This is a genomic window from Solwaraspora sp. WMMD791 (assembly GCF_029581195.1).
In the GTDB taxonomy this organism is placed as follows: Bacteria; Actinomycetota; Actinomycetes; order Mycobacteriales; family Micromonosporaceae; genus Micromonospora_E.
This window is the reverse complement of sequence record NZ_CP120737.1, coordinates 2,300,313-2,322,668: the sequence shown is the minus strand read 5'-3', so window position 1 is coordinate 2,322,668 and position 22,356 is coordinate 2,300,313. Positions and strand designations below refer to the sequence as shown.

Genomic DNA, 22,356 nt, shown 5'->3' with positions numbered 1-22,356 from the left:
GCCGACGCGTCGGGGTCAGCCCATTGTCTTCTGCCCGTCGATCGCCTCGCGGATGATGTCGGCGTGCCCGGCGTGCTGTGCCGTCTCGGCGATGATGTGCAGCACCACCCGCCGGACCGACCAGCTCGCCCCGGGCTCGAACCAGGGTGCCTGTGGCAGCGGATGCGCGGCGTCCAGGTCGGGCAGGTCGGCGATCAGCCCGTCGGTGTGCGCGGCGACGGCGGCGTACCGGTCGAGCAGGCCGGCGAGGGTCTCGTCGGGGTGCATCCGGTGCTGGTCGAGCCAGTCGACCTGGTCGCGTTCCATCTCCGCCGCGCCGCCGACGGCGAAGCGCATCCAACTCTGCTCCGTGGCCGCGAGATGCTTGACGATGCCGCCGATGGTCAACTCACTGACCGTGCTCCGGGCGGCGGCGGCCGCGTCGTCGAGACCATTGGTGGTGTACCGCAGGAAGGACCGGTGCGTGCGGATCGTGGCGAGCAGATCGGCCCGTTCACCGGTGGGCGTGCTGGACATGAGGAACTCCCGTCCGACTGGATGGACGACGGCCGGTGCGGCCGCGCGGGCACAGGCTACGAGGGACGACCGACAGTGTCGGCCGGGAATGTCGTACCCGCTGCCTATCGTCGATGTCACTGGCGGTGGCCGGGCCGGCAGCGGTCCGTGGCACGGGGGCCGGCCACCGCCGCCGACCGTCCCCGTCCGTCGACACGAGAGGTCAACGATGATCATCGACTGTGGCAGCTGTACGGTGGCCCGCGGCACAGCCTGTGACGGCTGCCTGGTCAGCGCGCTGCTCGACACCCCGGACGAGCTGGGTGCCCTCGACGCCGGCGAGCGCTACGCGATCGAGGTGCTGGCCCGCGCCGGCTTCGACGTCGAGGTGCTGGCAGTGGCACCGAGGTCGGCCCGCGGCCGCCAGCAGCAGCGGCCACGGCGGCGAAGACGGGCCGCCTGAGTGCGTCGCCACCGGCACCCCGACCCGCACGGCCTAGGATGACCGGCAAGCGGCTGCCGGGAGGTTGTGGACATGTCCCCTCGTTCCTGGGCGCTGCTCGCCCTGATCGTCCTGCTGGTCGCGGTCGCGGTGGCCGCCGCGGTGCTGGTGCCCTGGCATCAGCCGTCGGTGCCCCGGTCCGAGCAGTTGGCCGCGCTGCGGGACCTGCCCACCGACCAGGTCGAGCGGGGCCGCGCGTTCCGTGCGGCCCTGCGTCCCCACCGGTACGCGGCGCTGGTGACCGGGCTCGTCGTCGCGCTGCTGCTCGGGCTCACCCCGATCGGTGCCCGACTGGTGGAGCTCGCCGGTCGGCCGTTCGGCGGCCACTGGGCGGCCCAGGCGCTGCTGGGTGGCCTGCTGGTGGTGCTGCTCGCCGATCTGACGACCCTGCCGTTCGCCGCCTGGCGGCACCGCATCCTCACCGAGTACGGCCTCGCCACGCAGGGCTGGTCCGGCTGGGCCGTCGACCTGGTCAAGTCGTACGCCGTCGGCGCGGTGATCGCGGCCGTCGCGCTGCTGGGCTTCTACACGATCACCCGGCTCGCGCCGCGCTGGTGGTGGGCGCTCGCCGCCGCCGGTGCCGCTGGGCTGGTGGTGCTCATGTCGTTCATCCTGCCGGTGCTGGTCGAGCCGGTGTTCAACAAGTTCACCCCGATGCCGGCCGGCCCGTTGCGGGCCGAACTGCTGGCGTTGGCCGAGCGCGACGGCGTACCGGTCCGGGACGTGCTGGTGGCCGACGCGTCCCGGCGGACCCGGGCGGTCAACGCCTACGTCTCCGGGTTCGGGCCGACCCGGCGGATCGTCGTCTACGACACCCTGCTGCGGGAGGCGCCGCCGGTCGAGGTCGCGGCCGTGGTGGCGCACGAACTCGGCCACGCCAAGGACCGTGACGTGCTCACCGGCACCACACTCGGCGCCCTCGGCGCGGCCACGGCGGTGGTCGGGATCTATCTGCTGGGCGGCGTCGGCCCGCTGGTGCGGGCCTCCGGCGCGGCCAGCATCGCCGAGCCGCGTGCGGTCGCGTTGCTGCTGGCCCTGGTCACGGTCGCCGGGCTGGTGGCCACACCCGCGCAGGCGCTGGTGTCGCGTCGCATCGAGCAGCGGGCCGACGCCCACGCGGTGACGCTGCACGGCGATCCGGCGGCGTACGAGGCGGTGCACCGTCGGCTGTCGGCGGTCAACCTCGCCGATCCGGATCCGCCGCGCTGGGAGTACCTCTACTCGGCCACCCATCCGTCCACCGTGCAACGGATGGCGGCAGCCCGGGCGGCCGCCGCCGACGGGGCGGGCGGATGAACCGGGTCCTGCTGGTCACCAACGATTTCCCGCCCCGACCGGGCGGCATCCAGTCGTTCGTGCACAACCTGGCGTTGCGCCAGCCGGCGTCCAGCGTGGTCGTCTACGCGTCCAGCTACGCCGGGGCGGCCGGGTTCGACGCCGAGCAGCCGTTCGAGGTGGTCCGCAACCCGACCGGCATGCTGCTACCCACCCCGGCGGTGGCCCGCGAGACCGCCGCGCTGGCTCGGGCCCGGGGCTGTGACACCGTATGGTTCGGCGCGGCAGCACCTCTCGGGCTGCTCGGCGCGGGTCTGCGCCGACGCGGCGGGATCCACCGGGTGGTGGCCCTGACCCACGGTCACGAGGTGGGCTGGGCGGCGTTGCCCGGGGCCAGGTCGATGCTGCGCCGGATCGCCCGGTCCACCGACGTGGTGACCTATCTGGGGGAGTACACCAGGGTCCGGCTCGACCGCGCGGTGGGCGGGCTGACCGAGCTGCGTCGGCTCGCGCCCGGGGTGGACACCGACACCTACCACCCGGGGGTCGACGGCACGTCGGTGCGACGCCGCCACCGGCTGTCGGACCGGCCGGTGGTCGTCTGCGTCTCCCGGCTCGTGCCCCGCAAAGGGCAGGACACCCTGATCCGGGCGTGGCCGTCGGTGCGCAGCCGGGTGCCGGGTGCGGCGCTGCTGGTGGTCGGTGGTGGCCCGGACCGGGACCGGCTGACGCGACTCGCCGCGCGGGCCGGGGTGCGCGACGACGTGGTCTTCACCGGCGCGGTGCCCTGGGCGGATCTGCCCGCCCACTACGCCGCCGGGGACGTCTACGCGATGCCGTGCCGCACCCGTCGCGGCGGCCTCGACGTCGAGGGGCTCGGCATCGTCTACCTGGAAGGGTCGGCTACCGGTCTGCCGGTGGTGGCCGGCGATTCCGGCGGAGCGCCGGACGCGGTCCGCGACGGTGAGACCGGGTACGTGGTGGACGGCCGCGACCCGGCCCAGCTCGCCGACCGGCTCACCGACCTGCTGCGTGACCGGGATCTCGCCCGCCGGATGGGTGCCGCCGGTCGGGCCTGGGTGGAGCGTGAATGGCGCTGGGACACCCAGGCCGCTCGGTTGGCCTCGCTGCTGGCCGGCTGACCGGGCCGGTCCGCCGCCAGGCCCGGGCCGGTCCGCCGGCCAGGGAACGGTCGTCAGCCGAGCAGGTCGGTGATGTCGGTCGGCGGGCCAGGGCGGCCGAAGTGCCAGCCCTGTGCGGCGTCGCAGCCGATCGCCCGCAGCCGTTCCGCCTGCCCGGCGGTCTCCACGCCCTCGGCGGTGACGGTCAGCTGCAGGGTGTGTGCCAGGCGCACCAGGGTGAGCAGGATGCTCTCGTCGGTACGGTTGCTGCTGGACGGTACCCGTAGCCCTTCGACGAACTTGCCGGCCAGCTTCAGCTCCTGCACCGGCAGGGACCGCAGGTACGACAGGTTGGAGTACCCGGTGCCGAAATCGTCGATGGCGATGCGGACCCCCAGGGCGGCGAGCTCCCGCAGGGTCCGTACCGGACCGTCGGCGGTGCTCATCAACGTGCTTTCGGTGATCTCCAGCTGGAGTCGGTCTGCGGGCAGCCGGGTGTCGGCCAGCACCGAGGTGACGTACTGCACCAGGTGCGGGTCGTTGACCTGCCGGACAGCCAGGTTGACGCTGACGAACGGGGCGCCGGGACTGCGGTCCAGCCACCGCCGGGCCTCGCGGCAGGCCTCCGCCAGGACCCAGGCGCCGAGCCGGATGATCAGCCCGGAGTCCTCGGCCAGCGCGATGAACCGGTCCGGCCCGAGCACTCCGAGCTCCGGATGCCGCCAGCGGACCAGCGCCTCCACGCCGAGCAGTGCGCCACCGGTCAGCGAGACCAGCGGCTGGTAGTCGAGGAAGAACTCACCTCGGTCCAGGGCCGCCGGCATGGCTGCGGACAGGGCGTACCGGGCGAGTTGCTGCTCGTTGCGGACCGGGTCGAACAGCGCCCACCGACCCTTGCCGGCCGACTTCGCCCAGTGCAGCGTCACGTCCGCTGCGCGCATCACCTCGCTCGGGGTGGTGCCGGCCACCGGCCGTTCGACGATGCCGATGCTCGCGGTCACCCGCAACTCGTGCCCTTCGACGACGGCCGGCTGGCTGATCGCGGCCAGCGCAGCGTCGGCGACCTTGAGCGCGTCGTCGGTACAGGTGGTGTCCGCCACCAGGATGACGAACTCGTCGCCACCGATCCGCGCGACCAGGTGATCTCCGACGCCGCGGCGCAGCCGGTCGGCGACCGATGTCAGCAGCAGGTCGCCGATGTGATGCCCGAGCGTGTCGTTGACGACCTTGAAGCCGTCCAGGTCGACGAAGCACACCCCGAGCCGGCGCGTCGCCGCGCCCGGCGCGGCGAAGACGGCGTCCAGCCGTTGGGTGAACAGGCTGCGGTTGGGTAGGTCGGTGAGCGGGTCGTGGGTGGCGCGGTGCCGGTAGCGGGCCTCGCTGTCGCGTAGTGCCGTCTCGGCCTGTGCCCGGGCGACCAGGGCGGCCCGCCGGATCGTCTCCTGCTCGTCGAGGGTGCGGTCGCGCAGTGCCCGGGCGTACCCGGTGGCGATGGCCCCGAGCAGCCGCGCCATCCGGTCGCGGCCGTCGGGGTGGTCGACGTCGAGGTCGCGCAGCAGCCGCAGGTCGAGCACCTCGACGGTACGACCGAGCCCCTCCGCCGAGGCGATGTGGGCGGCGACCAGTTCGACCCCGACCTGGTGACCGGGCCGGACGCTGAACGGCTCGGCGCGCAGCGCGGCCACGAGCCGGCGGGCCAGGCCGGCGAGGAACTCCTCCAGTTGAGCCTGCGTCATCGGCAGGTAACTGGTCCCCGTCACCGCCTTGGCCCAGGCGCGGGCCACGGCGGCGATGCCCGGCGGATCGGACCGGTCAGCCACTGAGCCGGCCCACCCCGCCCATGAAGACGGCACGCTCGGCGTCCTCGGCGGCGTCCGGCGTCTCCGGCCGCCACTGCGGCACCCACACGACACCGGGCTCGACGAGGTCGAATCCGGCGAACAGGCTGGTCAACGCCGTCCGGGAACGGACATTGAGCGGGTTGTCGGTGCGCCGGTAGATCTCGTCGGCCTCGCGTCGCTCGGCGTCGCTGCGGCCGTCGTCGCTCGCCTGGGACAGGACCAGGTAGCTGCCCGGGGCGAGCGCGTCGCGCAGCGTGCGCAGGATGCCGGCGGGGTCGTCGGAGTCCGGCACGAAGTGCAGTACGGCGACGACCATCACCGCGATCGGCTGGTCGAAGTCGAGCAGCTTGCGCACCTGTGGATCGTGCAGGATCCGCTCCGGGTTGCGCAGGTCCTCCTGCAGGATCGTGGTCTGATCGTTGCCGGCGAGGATCTCTCGACTGTGGGCGACCGCGACCGGGTCGACGTCGACGTAGGCCACCCGTGACTCGGGGGCCAGTCGCTGCGCGATCTCGTGAACGTTGCCGACGGTCGGGATCCCCGATCCGATGTCGAGGAACTGACGGACGCCGGCGTCGACGAGGAACTGCACGGCCCGCCGTAGGAAGGCGCGGTTCGCCTGGGCCATCAGTGGTGCGTCCGGAACGGCGGCGATCATCGCCTGGGCGGCGGCCCGGTCGACGGCGAAATTGTGCGAGCCACCGAGGTAGTAGTCGTACATCCGGGCGACGCTGGGTCGCTCGACGTCGATGTCCTCCGATACCCAGTGCGGGCGATCCATTTCTGCCCCTTTGTCCCTCAATCGGCGTTTGATGCCTGGCTGGCAGCGGTAGTAATTCTGCCCGCTGGATGCCGTGGTATCCAGACCGCCCGAACTGCGACGATCGTCGCCCGACCAAGGGCCCCTGGTGACGTGGGCCGGCCCACCCGTCGCCGGCACCACGTGACCGGAGTCAGAACTTCGGTGCGTCCGGAGCCTCCAACAGGCCCAGCCGCAGCGCGGTCATCAGCGCCTGGGCACGGTTGGCCGCCCCGAGCTTTTCGTACAGCTTGGAGATGTGCGTCTTCGCCGTCGACTCGCTGACGAACAGCTGCTTGGCGATGCCCGCCACGCTCATCCCGTCGGCGAGCAGCCGGAGCACCTGGCCCTCGCGGGGCGACAGCTGCGGACCCGACGGCGCGAGCCGGCGTTTCATCGCCTCGGCCAGGTCGGCGGCGGTGAACGCGCTGGGGGAGGAGGCCGCGTGCCGTGCCGCCGCGACGACCTCGTCCGCGGGCGCGGTCTTCGGCACGAACGCACTGGCGCCGGCCTCCAGTGCCCCGAACAACTGGTCGTCACCGGCGTACATGGTGAGCACCACGATGCCCATCGTGGAACTCGACTTGCGCAGCGCCCGTGTCGCTTCGAGTCCGCTGCCGTCCGGCAGTCGCAAATCCATGATCACGACATCGGGCTGGAGCGCGCCGGCCTGGCGCACGCCCTCCGCTGCCGTCGCGGCCTCACCGACGACCTCGAACTGCCGGTCCCGCTCGAATGCGTGCCGCAGGCCCTTGCGGATGAGGTCGTGATCATCGACAAGCAGGACCTTGGTCCGGGTGGTCGGTGTGGGGCTGGTGGTCATGCTCTGGCTACTCCCCTTCTGATGCTGTCACGCTATCGCGCACGCTATCGCGCCGGGGCGAGGTTCCGAGCACCACCGCCACGGTCGTTCCGCTCGGGTGTCGTGGCCTGATCTCCAACCGGCCCCGGATACGTTCCGCTCTCTCCGCCATGATCGCAAGACCGTAGCGGCCGTCCGGACGCTGGTCAGCGATCCCCTGACCGTCATCCGACACTTCTATTTGCGCATAGGGGGGGTCTATGTCACAGGTGACCCAGAGATTCGCCGCGCCAGCGTGCTTGCGCGCATTGGTAATCGCCTCCTGGGCGATCCGCAGCAGTTCCGCCTCGGTCGCCGCCGGCAGCCGGGCGCCGGACTCGTCGAGCGACAGGTGCACCCGCAGCCGGCCGGACGAGCCGACGGTACGGGCGTATTCGGCGATCGCGGCGGCCAGCCCGCCGTGCCGGTCGACCTCGCTGCGCAGCTCGAACAGGCTCAGCCGCAGCTCGGTGATCACCCGGGTGACCTCGCCGCGCAGCGTCCGCAGATCCTCGGCCGTCTCGTCCGCGCCGTCCGGCAGCGTGGCCAGCGCGTTGTCGATGCCGTAGCCGACCATCACCAACTCCTGGGCGACCCCGTCGTGGATCTCCCGGGCCAGCCGTTGCCGCTCCTCGTTGGTCGCCAGCGAGCGGACCTCGTCGAACAGCAGGGCGGCCTCCAGCCGCAGCGCCGCAGGCCGGGTCAGCGCGGTGATCCGGGCCACCACCGGGGGCGGGTAGGCGTTGGCGCTGTCCGTCTCCAGGATCACCAGGCCGACGGTACGCACCCCGGCCACCAGCGGGACCACCAGCGCCGAGACGTCCCCACCCGGATGTGACCGGGCCTGCGACCGGGCCGCCGTCTGCGGCAACTGGCTGGCCCAGGCATCGGCGATGGCGGAGTCGGCGTCCAGCGTCGTCTCCCAGTCCACCCGCTCCAGCCCGGCCTGGGCCAGGACCACCAGCCGGCCACCGCCACTGCCGGACAGCACGGCGGTACGCCCGGTCGGCGCCACCGTCCGCAGCTCCTCGATCAGGTGTTCGGAGATGCTGCCCGGGTCGAGGGTGGCACCGGGCAGCTGCCGGGCGACGCTGCGCAGCTGGGTGAGTAGCCGGGTGGCCTCGGCGTACGGTGCCGGCTTGGTGTCACCGCGCGCCTGCATCACCTGTTGCAGGGTGCCGGCGGCCAGGATGCCGAGGCTGGCCAGGATCAGCCACTGCGCGCTGACCGCCACGTAGCCCAGCTGGGTGATCTGCCGCTCACCGTCGATCACGGTGAGCAGCCCGCAGACGGCCAGCGTGCCGGCGGCCACGGCGAGCAGCCCGGCGGCCTGGCGGGTCCGCCGCTGCAGCACCGCCACGGTCAACGGCACCGACAGGTACGGCAGCATCGCCGACGCGCCCAGCCCGGCGCCGATCGCGCCGCGGACGTTCGCCGCGGCGGCCACCTCGCTGGTGGCGAGGCCGACGACGATCACCTCGGCGACCCGTCCGACCGGGGCGACGACCGGGTGCCGGGGCGCCACGACGGCCGGGACACCGGCGACCGCGAGCAACGCGACCCACCACAGCTCGGCCACGTCCCGGGTGGTGATCAGAATCAGTACGGCGACGAGCGCGAGCATGACCAGGCGGGCCACGACCGCGAGTGGATGCGGGCGGGGCACGTCGGACGTCGATGCGGACACGTGACGGATGGTAGTCAGCTCCCGTAGATCTCGGTGATCGTGGCGTCGTGGTTGGTCAGCACGACGGCCCGCTTCACCTTCAGTGACGGGGTCAGCTCGCCGGTGGACTCGGTGAAGTCCTGGCTCAGGATGCGGAACTGGCGGATGGACTCGGCGGCGGAGACGGCCCGGTTGGCGTCGTCGACGGCCTGCTGGATCTCGGCCCGCAGCGCCGGGTCGTCGCACAGCTGCGCGACGGTACGCCCGGCCGGGTGGCCGTTGCGTTCCAGCCAGCCCGGCCAGGCCTCCTCGTCGATGGTGACCAGCGCGGCGATGAACGGCTTGCGGTCACCGATCACCATGCACTGACTGACCAGGGGGTGGGCCCGTACCCGGTCCTCCAGGACAGCCGGCGCGACGTTCTTGCCGCCGGCGGTGACGATCAACTCCTTCTTGCGGCCGGTGATGCTGAGGAACCCGTCACCGTCGAGCCGGCCCAGGTCGCCGCTGCGGAACCAGCCGTCCTCGGTGAGTACCTCAGCGGTCTGCTCCGGGTTGTTCCAGTAGCCCTGGAACACCAGGTCACCGGAGATCAGCACCTCCCCGTCGTCGGCGATGCGCACACTGACCCCGGGCAGCGGTCGGCCCACCGTGCCGATCCGGATCGCGTGCTGCAGGTTCACCGAGACCGCCGGTGAGGTCTCGGTGAGGCCGTACCCCTCGTAGACGGTGACTCCGACGCCCCGGAAGAAGTGCGCCAGCCGGGTGCCCAGCGGTGCGCCACCGGAGATCGCGGTGCGGCACCGGCCGCCGAGGGCGGCCCGCAGCTTGCGGTAGACCAGCCGGTCGAACAGGGCGTGCCGGGCCCGCAGCGCGAACCCTGGGCCACCCGGGGCGTCCAGGGCCTCGCTGTAGGCGACCGCCACCCGGTCGGCCCGGTCGAAGATGGCACCCTTGCCGTCGCCGTGGGCACGCTGCTTGGCGGCGTTGTAGACCTTCTCGAACACCCGTGGTACGGACAGTACGAAGGTGGGTCGGACCTGGGCCAGATCGGCGACCAGGTTCTTCGGGTCGGCGGCGTGGGTCATCGTGGCCCGGGCATGCACCGCGCCGATCTGGATCAACCGGGCGAAGGAGTGGGCCAGGGGCAGGAACAACAGGGTCGACGCACCCTCGTGGAACAGGTTCGGCAGACCGGGGATCGCGTTGGCGATGTCGGCGTACATGTTCCGGTGGGTCAGGACGCAGCCCTTCGGCCGTCCGGTGGTTCCGCTGGTGTAGATGATCGTCGCGACGTCGCCGGCATGCCGGGCCCGTCGACGCTGGTCCACCTGGGCGGCGTCGACCGTCGCGCCGCGCGCGACGATCTCGTCCACGCCGCCGGTGTCCAGCTGCCAGACCTCGCGCAGCGCGGGCAGCTGGTCGCGGACCGAGGCGAGGGTGATCGCGTGCGCGTTGGTCTCCAGTACGCAGGCCACCGCGCCGGAGTCGGCCAGGATCCAGGCGACCTGTTCGGCGCTGGACGTCTCGTAGATCGGCACGGTGACCGCGCCGATCGACCAGATCGCGTAGTCGGTCAGGGTCCACTCGTACCGGGTCTTGCTCATCAGCCCGACGCGGTCACCCGGCTGCACGCCGGCCCCGATCAGGCCGCAGGCCAGGGCGACCACCTCGTCGCGGAACTGTCGGCAGGTCACGTCGACGTACCCGGTCGGCCCGGGGCGGGTGAACTGCACCGCGTCCGGGGCCTGCTCGGCGTTGTCCCAGACCGGGTCGGTCAGGTTGGCGGCTTCACCGACGGTGACGACCGGTGGTACGGAGAACTCGCGCACCTGCACTCCCTTGCGCTGGGGGACTCGAGTGGGCCGGACCTGCGGGTGTGGCATCCGGCTACCCGAAACCTACCGGGCCGGCGGACGACCTGCGCCGGCTGCCTGACGCGCACCTTGGTGGCTGTCGTTGCCGGCCGCCGGCTTGATCTTGGCCCGGCACCGGGTAGCCTGCCCCACATGGCGGAGTCCTCCACCAAGTCGATCGTGATCACCGCGCCCGCGTCCCGGGTCACGGCGGTGATCTGCGACTTCGCGCGGTACCCGGAATGGACCGAGGCGCTGGAGCGGGTCGAGGTGCGCCAGGAGTACGAGGACGGCTACGCCCGCGAGGTCTTCTTCGTGCTCGACGCCGGGGTGCTCGCCGACGAGTACACGCTGATCTACGAGTACGCCGAGGACATCTCCCGGATCGAATGGCGGTTGGCGCAACCGTCGCGGATGCAGCGCCGCCAGGACGGCTCGTACGAGATCGAGGACAATGGTGACGGCACCACGACGGTGACCTACACCCTGGAGGTCGACCTCTCCGTCGGCATGCTGGGCATGTTCCGCCGCAAGGCCGAAAAGATGATCATGGACGCGGCGTTGACGCAGCTGAAGCGCCGGGTGGAGCAGCTCGGCGCGGCGGAAGCCGGGTAGGGGGCGGCAGATGGCGGGATCGGATCCCGGCTCGGCACGCGCCGAGGCGGAACGCCTGGTGGCGACAGCCCTGGCGATGGCGCAACTGGCGGCACGTGGGCAGCGCCACGGCGCCGCCGGGCTCGGCATGCTCCGGGACCTGTTCGGCGGTGCCACCGGCCCACTGGCCACCGGTGAGCCGGCCTGCTGCATCTGCCCGATCTGCCGGGCGATCACGGCGTTGCGTGACCCGAGTCCGGAGCTGGCCGAACGGCTCGCCACCGGTGCCGGTGACTTCGCCGCCGGGGTGGCCAGCCTGCTGCGCGCCTTCGCTCCCGCCCCGGAGCAGACCTCGCCCGATCCGGGGAAGGCCGCTCCCGCCCCGGAGCAGACCGCTCCCGGTGCGTGGGAGACCGCCCCGGACGCGGCCGAGGCCGGAACCGGCACCGGCCCGCAGCCGGGTCCGACCGCGCCGGCGGGCGTCGATCCGCAGGTCAGGAACACCCGCGGCGACGAGCACGATCCCCCGTCCGGGCGGACCACCTCGGACGACGAGGTGTGGCGCCGGGCCACCCGCACCGGGGATGATTCGGACTCAGCGGGTGATCGGGACGTCTGGTCAGCCGCTACGAACGCCCCCGTCGACGTCGCCGGGGCGGACACACCACCGGTCGAGCGCCGCGGCGGCGGTGCCGACGTGGCGGCCCGGGACCCGCGCGCCGACGCGGTCGACGGGGACGGGTCGGACCCCGCCGCGCCGGAGCACGGACTGCCGGGATAGGCCCACACCGACCACGGCGACCCGGGCCGGCCCCACCGGGCCGGCGGGTGCGCCACGTCGAGGGACCCGACCGGGTGCCACAACCGGCGCGCGAGGAACACAGCAGAGGGGAGCGGCAGCGGTGACGCTGACCATCGGAGTCGACATCGGCGGAACCAAGGTCGCCGGCGGCGTCGTCGATCCGGACGGGGAGGTCGTGGCGCAGACCCGGCACGACACACCGGCCGAGGACGTGGCCAAGACGCGGGACGTGATCGTCGAGGTGGTGCTGGAGCTGGCCGCGACGCATCCGGTCACCGCCGTCGGTATCGGTGCCGCCGGCTGGATCGACGCGCTGCGCTCCACGGTCCTGTTCGCCCCGAACATCGCCTGGCGCAACGAACCGCTGCGCGACTACGTCAGCGCGGCGGTCAACCTGCCGGTCACCGTCGAGAACGACGCCAACGTCGCCGCCTGGGCAGAGTTCCGGTACGGTGCCGCCCGGCACGCCACCGACTCGATGGTCATGTTCACCGTCGGCACCGGCATCGGCGGCGGCATCGTCTACGGCGGCGAGCTGATCCGGGGGGCCCACGGCATCGCCGCCGAACTCGGCCACATGCTCGCGGTACCCGACGGCCACCTCTGCGGCTGCGGGCGGCACGGCTGCATCGAGCAGTACGCCAGCGGCAACGCCCTGGTCCGGTTCGCCCGGGCCGGGGCCCGCCAGGAACCGGACCGGGCCGGCGCTCTGCTCGCCCTGGCCGGCGGCGACGCCGAAGCGGTGACCGGCCCGATGGTGACGGCGGCGGCGCGTTCCGGTGACCCGGTCTCCTGCGAGGCGTTCGCTCAGATCGGCCGATGGCTCGGCATCGGACTGGCCGACCTCGCCCAGATTCTCGACCCCGAGGTCATGGTCATCGGCGGTGGCGTGGTGGAAGCCGGCGACCTGCTGCTCGGCCCGGCCCAGCGGGCCTACACCGAAGCCCTGGCTCAGCGGGTCCGGATCCCGGTCGCCGAGGTGCGGGCGGCCGAACTGGGCAACACAGCCGGTGTGGTGGGGGCCGCCGACCTCGCCCGACGGTTGTGAGCGGCGAACCGCGGCTGCGGGTGTTGACGTACAACATCCACGGCCAACGTGACGACCGGGCCGCGCTGACCGACGTGGTCCGGTCCGTCGCACCCGACGTGGCGATCCTGCAGGAGGCACCCCGGCGCTGGCGCTGGCGCAGCCGGAGCGCGGCGCTGGCCGACTCGTTCGCCATGGTGGTCGGTGCCGGCGGCCTGCCGGGGATGGGCAACCTGCTGCTGACCAGCCTGCGGGTCCGGGTGCTGGACAGCTGGACCGTACGGTTCCCGCTGACCCCCGGCCGGCACCTGCGCGCGGCGGTCTTCGCCCGCTGCGCCGTCGGCCCGGCGCGGTTCGTGGTCGTCGGCTCCCACCTGTCCACCGACCCCGCCGAACGCCCCGCGCAGGCCCGCCTGCTGCGGCAGGCATGTGCCGACGTCGACGACCCGCTGATTCTGGGCCTGGACGTCAACGACACGCCACCGGCGGCCGGGGCGGACTCGCCGGTCTGGCGCGAGGTCGCGGCCGGGTTGACCGACGCGGCGGTGATCGGCGGTGCCGGCGACATCTGCACCTTCCCGTGTGCCGGGCCCCGGCGGCGGATCGACGCGATCTTCGTCGACCCCCGGATCCGGGTCGCCGCCGCCACGGTGGTCGACACCCCGGCGGCCCGCCGGGCCAGCGACCATTTCCCGGTTGTCGCCGATCTGGTACTCGCCGGACCGGGGACGGGGCTGGACAAGCGGGGCGGCTAACCGGCAGGATTTCGCAGCCGTACGAAGGAGACTGCCGGTGCCTGATTCTGCTGACCGCGCCCACCCCGCCGCCGGTGCCGCCGACTGGCGTGACGACCGTTCGATCTCCGAGCAGAGCGAGAACGTCTGTGTGATCGGTGCGGGCGCCAGCGGGCTGTGCGCGGTGAAGAATCTGCGGGAACAGGGGTTCGGGGTCGACTGCTACGAGCGGGAAACCGGCGTCGGCGGTGCCTGGAACTGGCGCCACGACCGCAGCCCGGTGTACGCCAGCACCCATTTGATCTCGTCAAAGCCGTTCAGCCAGTACCCCGACTTTCCGATGCCGGACGACTGGCCTGACTATCCGCACCACAGCCAGCTGCTGCACTACCTGCAGCGCTACACCGACCACTTCGACCTGCGCCGACACATCTGGTTCGGCACCGAGGTGGTCCGGGTCACCCCGGCCGAGGGCGACCGGTGGGACGTGACCACCCGCAGCACCGGCGGCAGCGGCGCCAGCCGCACCCAGCGGTACGCGGCGGTGGTCGTCGCCAACGGGCACAACTGGGCCCCGCACGAACCGTCCTACGATGGACTGTCCGACTTCACCGGTCAGGTGATCCACGCCGCGGCCTACCACGACGCCGCGCAACTGCGCGGCCGCCGGGTACTGGTGGTCGGCGGCGGCAACACCGGCTGTGACATCGCGGTGGAGGCCGGCCAGCAGGGAGCGCGGTGCTGGCACTCCACCCGGCGTGGCTACTGGTACCTGCCCAAGTACGTCTCTGGTCGACCCCTCGACCAACTGCACGCCCGGCTGTCGGCGCTGCCGCTGCCGCGCTGGCTGCGGCAGTGGATCCGCCACCGGGTGCTCCGGCTGACCGTGGGGGACCTGACCCGCTTCGGGCTACCCGCACCGGACCACCAGGTCCTCGCCACCCATCCGATCGTCAACAGTCAGCTGGTGCACCACATCGGGCACGGCACCGTCGCACCGGTGCCGGACGTGGCCAGATTCCGCCGCCACACCGTCGAACTCGCCGACGGCAGTGAGATCGACCCCGATCTGGTCGTGCTCGCCACCGGCTACCGGCCGCGGTTCGACTTCCTCGACCCGGGGCTGCTCGGCGCCGGTCCGGACGGGCGGCCCCGGCTGCACCTGCATCTGTTCGCACCCGAGCGGCCGACCCTGTCGGTGGTCGGCCTGCCACAGCCGGACATCGGGATCTTCCCGCTGGTCCACTGGCAGGCCGTGCTGTTCGCCCGCTGGCTGCGGGCCCGGACGGCGGATCCGGCGGGCGCCGCCGCGCTGACCCAGCGGCTGTCGGCGGCCGGTGGCCGCGACTGGCACGACGTGGCGGTGTGCGACGACGACTCGCCCCGGCACTGGTTCGAGGTCGGCCACCGTAGCTACCTGGGTGCCCTGCAATCGTCCTTGGACAGTCTGGAGGTGTCGGCCCGGTGAGCCCGCGTCCGCCGACCACCCGCATCCTGCGTACCCGGGAGTGGGCCGACCCGGTCCCGGGTGTCCGCCGTGAGGTGCTGCACGGCGAAGTGCTGCGCGACGAGGGTCGGCCACCGCTGCTGTTCGTTGCCGGGTTCGGCCACGGCGCGTGGGTGTTCGCCGAACACTGGCTGGACCGGGTCGCTGAGCGGGGCTTCCCCGCCGCCGCGGTGAGCCTGCGGGGGCACGGCGCCAGCGCCCCGGCACCCCGGGCGGACCTGCGGGCGTACGTCCACGACGTCGTGCAGGCAGCCGCCGGACTGCCCCGCCAGGCGGTGCTGGTCGGGCACGGCGCCGGGGCGCTGGTGGTGGCCCACGCGCTGGCCCGTTACCCGGCGCGGGCGGCGGTGCTGGCCGCGCCGGTGCTCAGCGGCTGGCCCCTGCTCGGTACGGCGTTGCGGCGGCACCCGTTCGGTACCGTACCGGCGCTGTTCGGTGCCGGGCTGCGGCTGCGGGCCCGCCAGTTGTTCAGCCGGGAGTTGGCCGACGAGGTGGCCAAGTCGTACGTGGACCGCCTCGGCTCCGCCTCGGCGCGTGCCCAGTGGCAGCTGCTGGCGCGGCAACGGTTCGAACCGCCGGTCGGCGATCCGCCGGTGCTGGTGCTCGGCAGCCCGGACGACCAGGTGGTGCCGGTGGCCGCCCTGAACCGGGTGGCCCGGCGCTTCGGCGGGGCGCCGCTGCTCTTTCCCGGCATGGGACACGACCTGATGCTCGACGCCCGCTGGACCGAGCCGGTGGACGCGATCCTCGACTGGCTGGACGCCGGCACCGGCTGAGCCCACGCGGCTCAGCCGGTGCCGCGCGGGCCCGCCCGGTGCCGTGCGATCTCAGGCGGTGAGTCGGGCGGCGAGCGAACCGGTCCGGTCGAGCGAGGTCAGGTAGCCGTGCACCCAGGCTCGGATGTCGTGGTGGCGCAGGTGTTCACGCATCGACCGCATCCGGTCGGCGATGTCGGTGGGCGCGGCCTCCAACGCGTGCATCAGGGTCAACTTGAGACCGTCGAGGTCGTGCGGATTGACCAGGTACGCCTGTTGGAATTCGGCTGCGGCTCCGGCGAACTCGCTGAGCAGCAGGGCACCGTCGTCGTCGACCCGGGCGGCGACGTACTCCTTGGCCACCAGGTTCATCCCGTCGCGCAGCGGGGTGACCGCCATGATGTCGGCGACCCGGTACAACGCCGCCAGGTCGGCCCGGCTGAACGACTGGTTGAGGTAGTGGATCGCCGGTTCGCCGACCCGGCCGAACTCGCCGTTGATCCGGCCGACCTCGCGTTCGACCCGGTCGCGCAGGATCCGGTACTGCTCGACCCGTTCCCGGCTGGGTACGGCGACCTGGACCATCACCGTGTCACGGACCTTGATGTGCCCGTCGGCGATCAGTTCGCTGTACGCCTTGAGTCGCTGCTCGATGCCCTTGGTGTAGTCCATCCGGTCCACACTGAGGATCACGTGCTGCGGGTCACCGAGGTCGGCCCGCAGCTGCCGGGCCCGCTCGACCACGTCGGGCCGGGCGGCGAGAGACTCCATCTCGGACATGTTGATCGAGACCGGGAAAGCACCGATGCGCACCACCCGGTCGTCGATCGCGATCCGGCGGTCGGTGGCCGGCACCTTGAGCACCTTCGTCGCCAGTTGAGCGAAGTTGTGCGCGGCCTGGGCGCGCTGGAAGCCGACCAGGTCGGCGCCGAGCATGCCGAGCATCAACTCCGCTCGGCGCGGCAGCTGCATGAACAGCTCCGGTGGCGGGAACGGTACGTGCAGGAAGAACCCGATCAGCAGGTCCGGGCGCAGCGCCCGCAGCATCCCCGGCACCAGTTGAAGGTGGTAGTCCTGCACCCAGACGATCGCGCCCGGTTCGGCGGCGGCGGCCGCCGCGTCGGCGAACCGCTGGTTGACCCGTTGGTACGCCTCCCACCAGCGGCGGTGGTACGTCGGCTGCTCGACCGAGTCGTGGTAGAGCGGCCACAGGGTGGCGTTGGCGAAGCCCTCGTAGTGGTCCTGAATGTCCTCGGCGGACAGCGCGACGGTGTGCATCCGCACGCCGTCGATGTCCGGCAGGCTCGGCGCGGGCCCGGTGCCACCGGCCCACCCGACCCAGGTCGCCGGGGTGTGCTGCAGGATCGGGTGCAGTGCGCTGACCAGTCCGCCGGGGCTTCGACGCCACTCGCACGCGCCGTCGCGTGCGACGCTGTCGTCCACCGGCAGCCGGTTGGCCACCACGACGAGAGAACTCTGACGCATGAGGGGACCTCGTTTCGCCGCGGCAGGGCCGCGCATGGCGAGTGATCGCGAACGTGTGAGGGGGCGACTACCGGAATTATTCCTACTGAGAGCAAGTTACGCGACTGTTACAGAGTGACCACGGTCGTCAATGAATCAGATTTTCCGCCATCCAGTGGTCAGGTTCAGACGACAGCACCGTCGTCGATGTCGTCATCCTCGTCGTGGTCCGGGCGCAGCCGCCAGATCAAAGTGACAAAGCCACCGACGACGCCAGCGAAACCGAGCAGGATGGCCAACCCGCGGTCCACCGGAAGCACAGTCGGGAAGACGAACAGGATGAACCCCGCGACGATCGCGAGCACCCCGAGCACCGCCGCGGACGACAGCCGGGGCAGTGGCGGTGGCGGCGGCGGGGTGTAGCCCTCCTCCGGCTCGTCGGGCAGCCGGCTGCCGAACGTGTCCAACCCGTCCAACAGGGACGGCTCGTCGCCCCGGCGGCCGATCGAGATGTTGGTGAAGCCGACCGCCCACGGCAGCGGATCGTCGGCACCCGCGCCCCGCGTCGGCCCGGTGTCCGCCGGCCCGGAGCGCTCGGCACCGGAGCGGCGCGCGGGGTCGGTGACATCACCGGTACGGTCGTCGCCGGCCGTACGGTGCCCGTCGGCGGGCTGGCCGGGGTTCCGCTGCGGCGGCGTCGTGCCGGTGGCGTCGACGCCCGACCAGTCGGCCGGGGCAGCGTCGGCGGTGCCGTCGCCGACCGGCCCGGCTCCGGTCCCGCGCTGCCCGCCGGGGAGATTCTCGGCCGCCGGCCACGGCGTGGGGCCGACGTCCGTCGGGGCGGTCCGATGGTAGTTGGCGATGATCCCGGCCCAGGCGGCCTCGACGTCGGCATCCGGCGTCGCCCGCCGATCGGGCGATCCGGCCGGGCCCGGCCCGTCAGCGCCGGGCGGCCCGCCCGCTCCCACCGCACCGCCTGGCCCGTCGGTACCAGCGGACCCGGCGGCACCTGCCGGCCCGGGCGTCGCCCGGCCGCCCGACGTCGGCGGGCCGTCCTCGGCGAGCTGCACCAGGTAGCCCCGGGCCGTGTCCAGGTGCACCCGGTCGACGAAGAGCCGGTCGATCGGCCGCGCTGGCACGGTCGTGGTCCGGGTCACCGGATTGACGTCCGACGACGGCTGCAGGTACGCGGCGATCCCACCGGCGGCGAGCACGTCGAGCAGGTGCTCGCCGACCCGCGGATCGACGTCGCCGGCCACCGCGTACTCGGATGCGTCGAGGCCGTTGTCCCGCCGCCCCCGGCGCGCGCCACCCGCAGACACCGAACCCTCTCCTCACCGGTCGCCGTCGCGCCCTGTCCCACCGGCGGCCCCGGCCGGGGCGTGCCGTGCCCTTGAATCGTGACACGCCGGGAGCCGGTTGCGGGAGTGCGTCGGGCGCGCCGTTCGCGCCCGAGGGCCCGCCACCGGTCGGGCCGGCGGCCCGCCACCGGTCACGACGCGGTCGGGTCCCGGACAGGACGTGATCCGCCGCCGGTCAGGACGCGAGCGTCGGCGACCAGCCGTAGTCGTCGGCGCCCAGCTCACCCAGGCCCAGCAACCCGGGTGCCTTGTTACGCAGCGCGAATCCCTGCACCTCGGTCAACGCCGGGATCGCCGCCTCCCGGTCACCGGCCCGCCGGGCGGCGCCGACGGCCAGCGCCAGCGCGATCATCCGGTCCGTGACGGCGTCGATCTCGCCGAACCCGACCGCCGCCGCCGCGTACAACTCGTTGGCCCGGCGGTGGTCACCGTCGGCGGCCGCGACCGCAGCGCTGACCGTGGCCAGCGCGGCCTGCGCCCACGGCGTACGGTGGCGCACCCGGTCGAGCATCGACCGCACCCGTACGGCGCCCGCCCGCCCGGCGATCGCGGCGGCGAACGCGGCCGCGGCGATCCACTCGCCGCTGGCCAGTGCCGGCACCCTCGACCAGGAGTCGTCCAGCTCCTCCAGCAAGGCAGCAGCCTCGGTGTCGCGCCCCTGCAACGCCCGGCACAGCGCACCCAGGCCGAGACTGTTCCAGTACGGCCGGCGGAACCCGCTGTCGCGGGCCGCCCGGACCGCGTCGGCGACGTCGTCGACGTCACCGGCCTCGGCGCCGGGCACCGGCTCGCCGCGCAGCACCCGGAGGCAGCAGCGCAGCCCTCGGACCTGGATGTCCCACCGCCCGCTCGGAGTTTCCACGAAGGCGTCGGCGGCGGCCAGGAAAGCGGTGAAGTCGCCGGCGAAGTAGGCCCGCATCGCCTCGCCGGAATACCCGGTGCTCTGCCCGGAACCGGTCGCCGCACCCGCCATCAGCTCCTGCGCGCCGGACCAGTCGCCCTCCTCGCACAACGCGTACGACAGGTTCTGCAGCGCCCGGGGCAGGGCCAGCAACTGTTGCTCGCGGCACATCGCGGTGGCCGCCCGCAACTGGTCGAGGCCGTCGCGTTCGCCCGACTGGTAGCGGGCCATAGCGACCGTGATCCGCGCGTCGACCAGCGTCTCGGTCAGGCCGAGCCGCTCGGCGATCTCGGCCGCGGCCTCCGCCGCCGCGATCGCCGGGTCCCGTTCGAGGTTGAGCATGTGCAACCGACCGAGCTCGGCGTACGCGTCGGCCTTCTGGTCGCTGTCGGGCAGCGCGTCGAACAGCTCCACCGCCCGGTCCAGACACCGCAGCGCGCCGGCGCGGTCGGTCCGCAGCCAGGCCGCCCGCCCCAGCAGCGTCCACGCCCGCGCCGCACAACCCTGATCCGCGACGGCGGACAGCGCGTCGGCCAGGGCCCGCAACTGGTCGGCGCCACCGGCGGCGAGGAAGGCCGGGCCGTCGCGGAAGAAGGCGATCTCGGCGCCGAGCAGTTCCAGCTGCAGCCGGGGTCCCGCCTCGTCGGTGTCGGCGAGCTGTACCGCGCTCAGTGCCCGTTCGACGTGCCCGGCGGCGACGTCGAGGGCGTGCAGCGCGTAGGCCCGCCGGGCGGCCCGGTGCAGCGCGTCACGGGCGGGACCGGCGTAGACACCGGTGTCCAGACCCAGCGTGTCGGCGATCTCGTGAGCGGCCCACCGGTGGTGGGCGAGCACCTCCGCCAGGTCGGTGTCGCGGTCGCCGGCGAGGGTGTCGAGCCAGTCGGCGGTACGAGCGTGCCGGGCCACCCGCTCGCTGCGCGGTAGCCGCTGGTAGCAGACGTCGCGGACCAGGACGTGCCGGAACCGGAACTCCGGCTGCTGCGCCATCGCCGAACTGGTCTGTTCGTGGACGAAGTCGCGGTGTTCCAGCCGGCGCAGCGCCCGGTCGACCAGCTCCACCGACTGCCCCAGCGCGGCGGCGACGGCCCCCGGCCAGAACTGCACGCCCACCACGGCTGCGGCCAGCAGCACCGCCCGGTCGGCGGCGTCCAGCAGGTCGACCCGGTTGGCGATCACCCCGTGCACGCTGTCCGGGATCGCCAGGCCCGCGCCGTGGTCGAGCACCCAGCCGCGACCACTGCGCCGCAGCGACCCCTGCTCCATCAGCATCCGGACGTACTCGTGGGCGTACAGCGGATTGCCGTCGGCCACCTCGACCAGCGGGCCGAGCAGGTCGGCGGAGAACGGCACGCCGCCGAACATGTGGGCGTACAGGGTGGCGACGCTGCTGTCGCGCAGCGGCGGCAGCGTGACGGTCAGCGCGCCGACGGTGCTCCCGGCCCAGGCCGGGTCCCGGCTGATCAGCTCGGGCCGGGCGGTGCACAGCAGCAGCAACGGCACCTGCCGGGCGGTGGCGCCGAGCAGTTCGACGAAGCGCAGCATCGCCTCGTCGGCCCAGTGCAGGTCCTCGAAGACCAGGACGGTGGGTTGGCGGGCCGCCAGCGCCAGCAGAAACCGTCGCCAGGCCGACTCGGTCTCCTCGGCCGGCAGGTTGCGGTGTGGTAGCCCGACGAGTGGGCGCAGCGCGTCGACCAGCCGGTCGGCCTCCGGCCCGACCAGGTCACCGACCGCCGCCGCGAGCCGTTGCGCGGCGACGGAGGCCAGGTCGGTGTCGAGGATGCCGGCCTCGGCCTTGACGATGTCGGCGAGCGCGGCGAACGTGACGTTCTCCCCGAACGGCGGGCAGCGGCCGATCCGCCAGGTGACCGGTTGGTCGACCATCCGTTCGGTGTGCCGCAGCAGTTCCCGCACCAACCGGCTCTTGCCGATCCCCGCCTGGCCGAGCACGGTCAGCACCTGGGGTCGCTGCTCCCGGATCGACCGGTAGAGGGCGTTGACGAGCAGACCGAGCTCGTGCTCCCGATCGATCAACGGGGTGGCGTCGGACTGCCGGTCGACCGGCGGTGGACGCAGCGGAGCGAGTGCGAGCCACACCTCGGTCGGCGACGACCGGCCCCGCAGGGTCACCGTCGGCTGTGCGTCGTACCGGATCGCGTCCCTGGTCAGGGCGTGGGTCACGCCACAGACGAGCAGGCCGCCGGGCGGTGCCGCCGACTGCAGCCGGGAGGCGGTGTTGACCACGTCACCGGCGACGAAGGCCTGCCCGCCGTCGCGGGCGGCGGCGATGTCGACCAGCGCCTCACCGGTGGCCACCCCGATCCGGAACCGCAGCCCTTCGCCGACGCCGTCGGTGAAGTCGTCGAGCGCGCGCCGCAGGTCGAGCCCGGCCCGGACGCAGCGGACCGCGTCGTTCTCGGTGGCCACCGGGGCCCCGAACAGGGCCATCACGGCGTCGCCGATGTACTTCTCGACCACGCCGCCGTACTGACCGACGACGCGGCGCACGACGGCGAAGTAGGCCGTCTGGGTCCGCCGGACCTGCTCCGGGTCGGCGCGTTCGGCGTACGGGGTGAAGTTGATCAGGTCGATGAACAGGACGCTGACCCGTCGACGGTCCTCATGGCTCGGTTCGGTGACCGTTCGTCGGGTACCCTGCGGCTGCCCGCAGGAGGTACAGAAGCTCGCGTCTGCCGGCAGCGGCCGGTCGCAGTGGGCGCAGATGGCGGTCAGCGGCGTACCGCAGCCGCCGCAGAAGCGGTCGGTGTCGGCTGCGGTTCGGCCGCACTTCTCGCAGGGAGCAGCGATGTCGGCCTCC

17 protein-coding genes and 2 pseudogenes are annotated in these 22,356 nt (G+C 72.9%); 9 read left to right on the top strand and 10 right to left on the bottom strand.

Annotated features, from left to right (window positions below):
* Window positions 1-15 precede the first annotated feature (15 nt).
* Window positions 16-516 carry a DinB family protein gene (locus O7623_RS10120; protein WP_282228354.1) on the bottom strand — a complete coding sequence of 167 codons (501 nt, stop codon included), beginning with the start codon at window positions 514-516 and terminating at the stop codon, window positions 16-18.
* Window positions 517-724: 208 nt separating this feature from the next.
* Here O7623_RS10120 and O7623_RS10115 point away from each other — a divergent pair, with 208 nt between their 5' ends.
* From O7623_RS10115 to O7623_RS10105, 3 genes are all read left to right on the top strand, one after another.
* Window positions 725-958 carry a hypothetical protein gene (locus tag O7623_RS10115; RefSeq protein ID WP_282228353.1) on the top strand — a complete coding sequence of 78 codons (234 nt, stop codon included), beginning with the start codon at window positions 725-727 and terminating at the stop codon, window positions 956-958.
* A 72-nt stretch (window positions 959-1,030) separates the two neighbouring features.
* Window positions 1,031-2,293 (top strand): M48 family metalloprotease, encoded by a 1,263-nt coding sequence (locus tag O7623_RS10110; protein ID WP_282228352.1) that lies wholly within the window; start codon window positions 1,031-1,033, stop codon window positions 2,291-2,293.
* A complete protein-coding gene (locus O7623_RS10105; protein ID WP_282228351.1) occupies window positions 2,290-3,414 on the top strand; it encodes a glycosyltransferase family 4 protein in 1,125 nt (374 codons plus the stop codon). Before O7623_RS10110 ends, O7623_RS10105 begins: the two co-directional genes overlap by 4 nt.
* Before the next feature lie 53 nt (window positions 3,415-3,467).
* Here O7623_RS10105 and O7623_RS10100 read toward each other — a convergent pair whose 3' ends face one another.
* The 5 genes from O7623_RS10100 to O7623_RS10080 form a co-directional block, all read right to left on the bottom strand.
* Entirely contained in the window at window positions 3,468-5,129 is a 1,662-nt protein-coding gene (locus O7623_RS10100) for a bifunctional diguanylate cyclase/phosphodiesterase (RefSeq protein ID WP_282229365.1), read from the bottom strand.
* A 76-nt stretch (window positions 5,130-5,205) separates the two neighbouring features.
* Window positions 5,206-6,015 carry an SAM-dependent methyltransferase gene (locus O7623_RS10095; RefSeq protein ID WP_282228350.1) on the bottom strand — a complete coding sequence of 270 codons (810 nt, stop codon included), beginning with the start codon at window positions 6,013-6,015 and terminating at the stop codon, window positions 5,206-5,208.
* Between the two features lie 172 nt (window positions 6,016-6,187).
* Window positions 6,188-6,856 carry a response regulator transcription factor gene (locus O7623_RS10090; RefSeq protein WP_123602728.1) on the bottom strand — a complete coding sequence of 223 codons (669 nt, stop codon included), beginning with the start codon at window positions 6,854-6,856 and terminating at the stop codon, window positions 6,188-6,190.
* Window positions 6,857-6,863: 7 nt separating this feature from the next.
* Complete coding sequence (locus O7623_RS10085) at window positions 6,864-8,561, bottom strand: GAF domain-containing sensor histidine kinase (protein WP_282228349.1); 1,698 nt, start codon at window positions 8,559-8,561, stop codon at window positions 6,864-6,866.
* Between the two features lie 14 nt (window positions 8,562-8,575).
* Window positions 8,576-10,372, bottom strand: coding sequence for an AMP-dependent synthetase/ligase (locus O7623_RS10080; RefSeq protein ID WP_282228348.1), 1,797 nt, complete (start codon window positions 10,370-10,372; stop codon window positions 8,576-8,578).
* Between the two features lie 177 nt (window positions 10,373-10,549).
* On the opposite strand from O7623_RS10080, the gene O7623_RS10075 reads away from it, so the two are divergent.
* The 6 genes from O7623_RS10075 to O7623_RS10050 all read left to right on the top strand — a co-directional run bounded on the left by O7623_RS10075 (window position 10,550) and on the right by O7623_RS10050 (window position 15,836).
* Window positions 10,550-11,011 (top strand): SRPBCC family protein, encoded by a 462-nt coding sequence (locus tag O7623_RS10075; protein WP_282228347.1) that lies wholly within the window; start codon window positions 10,550-10,552, stop codon window positions 11,009-11,011.
* Window positions 11,012-11,021: 10 nt separating this feature from the next.
* Window positions 11,022-11,771, top strand: coding sequence for a hypothetical protein (locus O7623_RS10070; RefSeq protein WP_282228346.1), 750 nt, complete (start codon window positions 11,022-11,024; stop codon window positions 11,769-11,771).
* A 121-nt stretch (window positions 11,772-11,892) separates the two neighbouring features.
* On the top strand, window positions 11,893-12,840 hold the full coding sequence (locus tag O7623_RS10065; RefSeq protein ID WP_282228345.1) for an ROK family glucokinase: 948 nt from the start codon (window positions 11,893-11,895) through the stop codon (window positions 12,838-12,840).
* Window positions 12,837-13,574: an endonuclease/exonuclease/phosphatase family protein gene (locus O7623_RS10060; protein WP_282228344.1), complete on the top strand. Its 738-nt coding sequence runs from the start codon at window positions 12,837-12,839 to the stop codon at window positions 13,572-13,574. Before O7623_RS10065 ends, O7623_RS10060 begins: the two co-directional genes overlap by 4 nt.
* Window positions 13,575-13,611: 37 nt before the next feature.
* On the top strand, window positions 13,612-15,021 hold the full coding sequence (locus tag O7623_RS10055; protein WP_282228343.1) for an NAD(P)-binding domain-containing protein: 1,410 nt from the start codon (window positions 13,612-13,614) through the stop codon (window positions 15,019-15,021).
* Window positions 15,018-15,836 (top strand): alpha/beta fold hydrolase, encoded by an 819-nt coding sequence (locus O7623_RS10050; protein WP_282228342.1) that lies wholly within the window; start codon window positions 15,018-15,020, stop codon window positions 15,834-15,836. The genes O7623_RS10055 and O7623_RS10050 overlap by 4 nt, the downstream gene beginning before the upstream one ends.
* A 51-nt stretch (window positions 15,837-15,887) precedes the next feature.
* Here the strand turns inward: O7623_RS10050 and O7623_RS10045 are convergent, their stop codons facing one another.
* From O7623_RS10045 to O7623_RS10030, 4 genes and pseudogenes are all read right to left on the bottom strand, one after another.
* On the bottom strand, window positions 15,888-17,300 hold the full coding sequence (locus tag O7623_RS10045; protein WP_282228341.1) for a trehalose-6-phosphate synthase: 1,413 nt from the start codon (window positions 17,298-17,300) through the stop codon (window positions 15,888-15,890).
* 164 nt (window positions 17,301-17,464) lie between these two features.
* Window positions 17,465-17,818: pseudogene (locus O7623_RS10040) on the bottom strand (DUF308 domain-containing protein); the annotation flags it as partial.
* Window positions 17,819-18,328: 510 nt separating this feature from the next.
* Window positions 18,329-18,601 (bottom strand): annotated as a pseudogene (locus O7623_RS10035) (DUF308 domain-containing protein); the annotation flags it as partial.
* 214 nt (window positions 18,602-18,815) lie between these two features.
* Entirely contained in the window at window positions 18,816-22,346 is a 3,531-nt protein-coding gene (locus O7623_RS10030) for an adenylate/guanylate cyclase domain-containing protein (protein WP_282229364.1), read from the bottom strand.
* Window positions 22,347-22,356: the final 10 nt, after the last annotated feature.

What these genes read in the sequence shown, in the direction of transcription:
- O7623_RS10120 (WP_282228354.1), bottom strand. Translation starts at nt 516, where the DNA reads ATGTCCAGCACGCCCACCGGTGAACGGGCCGATCTGCTCGCCACGATC.
- O7623_RS10115 (WP_282228353.1), top strand. Translation starts at nt 725, where the DNA reads ATGATCATCGACTGTGGCAGCTGTACGGTGGCCCGCGGCACAGCCTGT.
- O7623_RS10110 (WP_282228352.1), top strand. Translation starts at nt 1,031, where the DNA reads ATGTCCCCTCGTTCCTGGGCGCTGCTCGCCCTGATCGTCCTGCTGGTC.
- O7623_RS10105 (WP_282228351.1), top strand. Translation starts at nt 2,290, where the DNA reads ATGAACCGGGTCCTGCTGGTCACCAACGATTTCCCGCCCCGACCGGGC.
- O7623_RS10100 (WP_282229365.1), bottom strand. Translation starts at nt 5,129, where the DNA reads ATGACGCAGGCTCAACTGGAGGAGTTCCTCGCCGGCCTGGCCCGCCGG.
- O7623_RS10095 (WP_282228350.1), bottom strand. Translation starts at nt 6,015, where the DNA reads ATGGATCGCCCGCACTGGGTATCGGAGGACATCGACGTCGAGCGACCC.
- O7623_RS10090 (WP_123602728.1), bottom strand. Translation starts at nt 6,856, where the DNA reads ATGACCACCAGCCCCACACCGACCACCCGGACCAAGGTCCTGCTTGTC.
- O7623_RS10075 (WP_282228347.1), top strand. Translation starts at nt 10,550, where the DNA reads ATGGCGGAGTCCTCCACCAAGTCGATCGTGATCACCGCGCCCGCGTCC.
- O7623_RS10070 (WP_282228346.1), top strand. Translation starts at nt 11,022, where the DNA reads ATGGCGGGATCGGATCCCGGCTCGGCACGCGCCGAGGCGGAACGCCTG.
- O7623_RS10045 (WP_282228341.1), bottom strand. Translation starts at nt 17,300, where the DNA reads ATGCGTCAGAGTTCTCTCGTCGTGGTGGCCAACCGGCTGCCGGTGGAC.